Raw genomic sequence first — 3920 nt, forward strand, 5'->3', positions numbered from 1 at the left:
CATCGGCCGGAAACAGGCTGACCGTGTCGTTCTCGCTCGACGGGCGAAGGCGGAATGCCGCGCCGGCGGCAATGGTGCGTGAGGCTCCGGCGGCGCGGATCGCCAATGCGCCGTCGCAACTGCCTTCGATATCGGCTGGCTGCTGGCCGGCCTGGCGCACGACGATCTCGGTGCTGCGTGCCTGCAAGCCGGAAAAATCGAAGCTCTTGGAAGCCGAGGCCCGCGCCGCCGGAGCCTCACGCACCATTGCCGCCGGCGCGGCATTCCGCCTTCGCCTGTCGAGCGAGAACGACACGGTCAGCCTGTTTCCGGCCGATGACCTGAACCGGTGCACGGCAAGGATCCGCTCCAGCCTCGCGCCCACCGGCGCGCCGCTCACCATCCGGCGCGAAGAGACCGCCGATCCGGCGCTCGCCAGTTTGGATAGCCGCTACCAGCGCTGCCCGGTCCCCGACGGCGTCGGCCTCGACGCCCTCGAGCGCGCCTTCTATGCCGGCCGGTGGCTGTCGCAGACCTGCGCCATGCCGATCGGTGAGCCCACGCTGCTGCGCAAATCGCGCGACGGCTTCAACGCCAAGGTCGAGGCGCTGATGGGCGCGCCTCTGTCCGATGCGGCAATAGACAAGGGCGATCCGGAATTGCCGCTCGATTTCTCGAAGGCGCCAAGGCTGAAGCTGATCTATCTGTCCTCGCTCGAATTCAAGGCCGACTTTTCCGGGCGCATCATCGAACGGCTGATCCGCCATCATGCAGCGCTTGGCGCCAAGGTGCGCATCATGGTCACCGACGTGCTTGAACGTGACAAGGACGACGCCATGCTGCAGCGCCTGGCGGCCGAATTCCCCAATGTCGAGCTGCAGGAATACCGCTGGCTGGCGGATCATGGCGCGCCGATCGACGAGCAGATTTCACAGCTGCACAAGACCCATCATATCAAGATGCTGGCGACGCTGGCGCAGGACCCCGCGCGTTCGCGCGTGATCATCGGCGGCCGCAACATCCATGATGGCTTCCTGTTCCATCGGCCGATCGACCTGTCCCGCTATCCGGACCTCGAGCAATACGGCAAGACCGATGGCCTTTCGCTGAACTACTATTCGAACTGGAGCGACTTCGACATCGAGTTCGCCGACAGGGCGATGGTCGAGACGCTCGCCGCGCATCTGTCGACAATATGGCTGCGCGACGCCGACACAAACCTGGCGCGTCCCTTCTCCATCCCGTTCCACGGAGATGGCCTGCCATCTGGCAATGCCCGGCATTTCATTTCGGTTCCCTATGAGGATGACCACGCGCTGGAGGCCTATTTCGTCGAGCTGGTCGACGCCGCCCAGCACCATATCCAGATCGTCAACCCTTACCTCAATCTGACGCCGAGCCTCGCCCGGGCCTTCGATCGGGCGCTCGCCCGAGGCGTCAAGATCGACATTGTCGGCCGCATCGACCTCAAGGGCGATATCGGCGGCAGGTTCCTCACCGCGCTCAACAAGCTGTTCGTCGAGAAATATGGCGACCGCATCGACATCCGCGAATTCAAGGCACCTGACGTGGTGCTGCATTCCAAGATCATGCTGATCGATGAAAAGCTGGTCGCCATCTCCTCGGTCAACCTCAACAACCGCAGCTTCTTCCACGATTCCGAGAACGGCATGATGGTGCTCGACCCCGCCTTCTACGCCAGGATGAAGCCGGTCTATGACGACTATCTCGCCCACTCGAACCCGGTTTCCACCAAACTGACGATCCCGTGGGCCTACCGGCTGCTGTTCGACGAGGCCTGGGTCAGGCAGGCGTTCTGATGCAATTCCAGGAAAAGTGCGAAGCGGTTTTCCGCCCGGAACTGCATCCACCCAAGAGATGTCGCCCAAAAGTGGCCCCGGTTTTGGGCAACGACATGCATCAAAGCAAGGAACAGAGCGCGCCGGCGAGACGCGCGCGGGCTATTTAAGATAACGCTCCTGCGCCAGGGCACGCACGTCGATGTCGGGTACCCGGTTCGAGATGATGTCGGCCAGCACCTTGGCCGAGCCGCAGGCCATGGTCCAGCCCAGCGTTCCATGGCCGGTGTTGAGATAGAGGTTGGACAGTTCGGTGCGGCCGATCAGCGGTGGTCCATCCGGCGTCATCGGCCGCAGCCCGCACCAGAACGTCGCCTCGCGCATGGCGCCGGCGCCCGGAAAGAGATCGCCGACCGAGTGTTCCAGGGTGCGGCGTCGCGATTCGTGCAGCCTGAGATCGAAGCCGGAAATCTCGGCCGTGCCGCCGACGCGGATGCGGTCACCAAGCCGGGTGATCGCGACCTTGTAGGTCTCGTCCATTACGGTCGACACCGGTGCGGCGGCGGCGTCCTTGATCGGCACCGTGATCGAGTAGCCTTTGACCGGATAGACCGGGATCGACCGCTTCATCCGGCGCATGAAACCCGCCGAATAGCTGCCCAGCGCCATGACATAGGCGTCTGCCGCCTTCCAGCCAGCACTGGTGCTCAGATTGGCGACACGATTGCGGCTGCGGATGACGCGCCAGATGGTCACGTCGTACTCGAACTTGACGCCGCGCGCCACGCAGAGCTCGGTCAGCCTGTCGGTGAACATCTTGCAGTCGCCGGTCTCGTCATGCGGCAGTCTCAGCCCCCCGACGAACTTCTCGCGCACGCCGGCCAGCCCCGGCTCTGCCGCGATGCAGCCATCCTGGTCGAGGATTTCGTACGGCACGCCATATTTCTTCAGCACCTCGACATCGCCTCCGGTGCCGTCGAGTTGCTTTTGCGTGCGAAACAATTGCAGCGTGCCCTGGGTCCGCTCGTCATAGGCAATGCCGGTCGCTTCGCGCAGCGCCTTCAGCGTGTCGCGGCTGTATTCCGCCAGCGGCACCATACGCGCTTTGTTGATGGCGTAGCGCTCGGCGGTGCAGTTGCGCAGCATCTTGACCAGCCATGTCCACATATGCGGGTCGAAGGCCGGCCGCACCACCAGCGGGCCGTGCTTCATCAGGAGCCACTTGATCGCCTTGAGCGGAATGCCGGGGCCGGCCCAGGGCGAGGCATAGCCGGGCGAAATCTCGCCGGCATTGGCAAAGCTGGTCTCCAGCGCCGGGCCTTTCTGGCGGTCGATCACCGTCACCTCATGGCCGGCCTCAGCGAGATAATAGGCCGTGGTCACCCCGATGACGCCACTGCCCAGCACCATGATCTTCATCATTCACTCCTTACGCCGTGTCCTTCATGCCGAAGGACACGGCCACATCTGCGATTTGCGCACGATCGCCGGCGAAAATCGATTCCGATCTTCTCAACCATGCGCCGTGGCTTTTCACGCCGCCGACGGACCGGGATCGTCGTCTTTCCCTGTCTGCCGCACTCCTGCCGTCTCGCCAAGAGGCCGGATAGACGTGTCAGCGCTGTAGACGAGGGTCAGCCCATGTGGCCGCGATCCGCCAGCGGAAGCTCTTTCCCGGGCTGCCCGCCGCGCGGCTTCCGGCTGATAGAGCACCGCCTTGATCCGGATCGATTCGCGCCTGCCGTCGGGGTGTTCGAGCGATGCCGTCTGGCCTTGCGCCATGCCAAGCATGCACAGGCCGCGCCTGGTTGCCACCGACAGGCTGGAGCCGACCGGTCCGCGCACGTCGTTCTGCACCAGGGTGCGCGTCTCGGCCGCACCGGCATCGACGCAAAACACCACCCGGCTGTTCAGCGTCACGATATCGGGTTCGACCGACTCGATGGGCACGACGCCGGCATTGGAAAGCTTCTCTTCGATCATCGCGACCATCGGATCCGCGAATGCCCGCCGGCGCTCGAGCATTACTTCCAGGACGGCGAAATCCTTCGTCGTCAGGCGGCAGCTTCCGTTTTTCATTATCGCCTCCACGATCAGTGCTCGCCGCCGCCGGCGGGCATTCGCGGATCCGATGGTCGCGAT

At 64.0% G+C, this 3920-nt stretch carries 3 protein-coding genes; 1 reads left to right on the forward strand and 2 read right to left on the reverse strand.

Annotation, left to right across the window (positions count from 1 at the left end):
- Positions 1 to 1799 (forward strand): phosphatidylserine/phosphatidylglycerophosphate/cardiolipin synthase family protein (locus tag EOA36_RS29865; RefSeq protein ID WP_245464509.1); only part of this gene is annotated, 1799 nt, incomplete at its 5' end.
- 141 nt (positions 1800 to 1940) lie between these two features.
- Here EOA36_RS29865 and EOA36_RS29870 read toward each other — a convergent pair.
- Positions 1941 to 3197: a D-amino acid dehydrogenase gene (locus EOA36_RS29870; RefSeq protein ID WP_127280556.1), complete on the reverse strand. Its 1257-nt coding sequence runs from the start codon at positions 3195 to 3197 to the stop codon at positions 1941 to 1943.
- A gap of 114 nt (positions 3198 to 3311) precedes the next feature.
- Positions 3312 to 3857, reverse strand: a complete 546-nt coding sequence (locus EOA36_RS29875; protein WP_127280557.1) for a GreA/GreB family elongation factor — start codon at positions 3855 to 3857, stop codon at positions 3312 to 3314.
- Positions 3858 to 3920: the final 63 nt, after the last annotated feature.

Source organism: Mesorhizobium sp. M8A.F.Ca.ET.021.01.1.1, assembly GCF_003998025.1.
Taxonomy (GTDB): Bacteria; Pseudomonadota; Alphaproteobacteria; order Rhizobiales; family Rhizobiaceae; genus Mesorhizobium.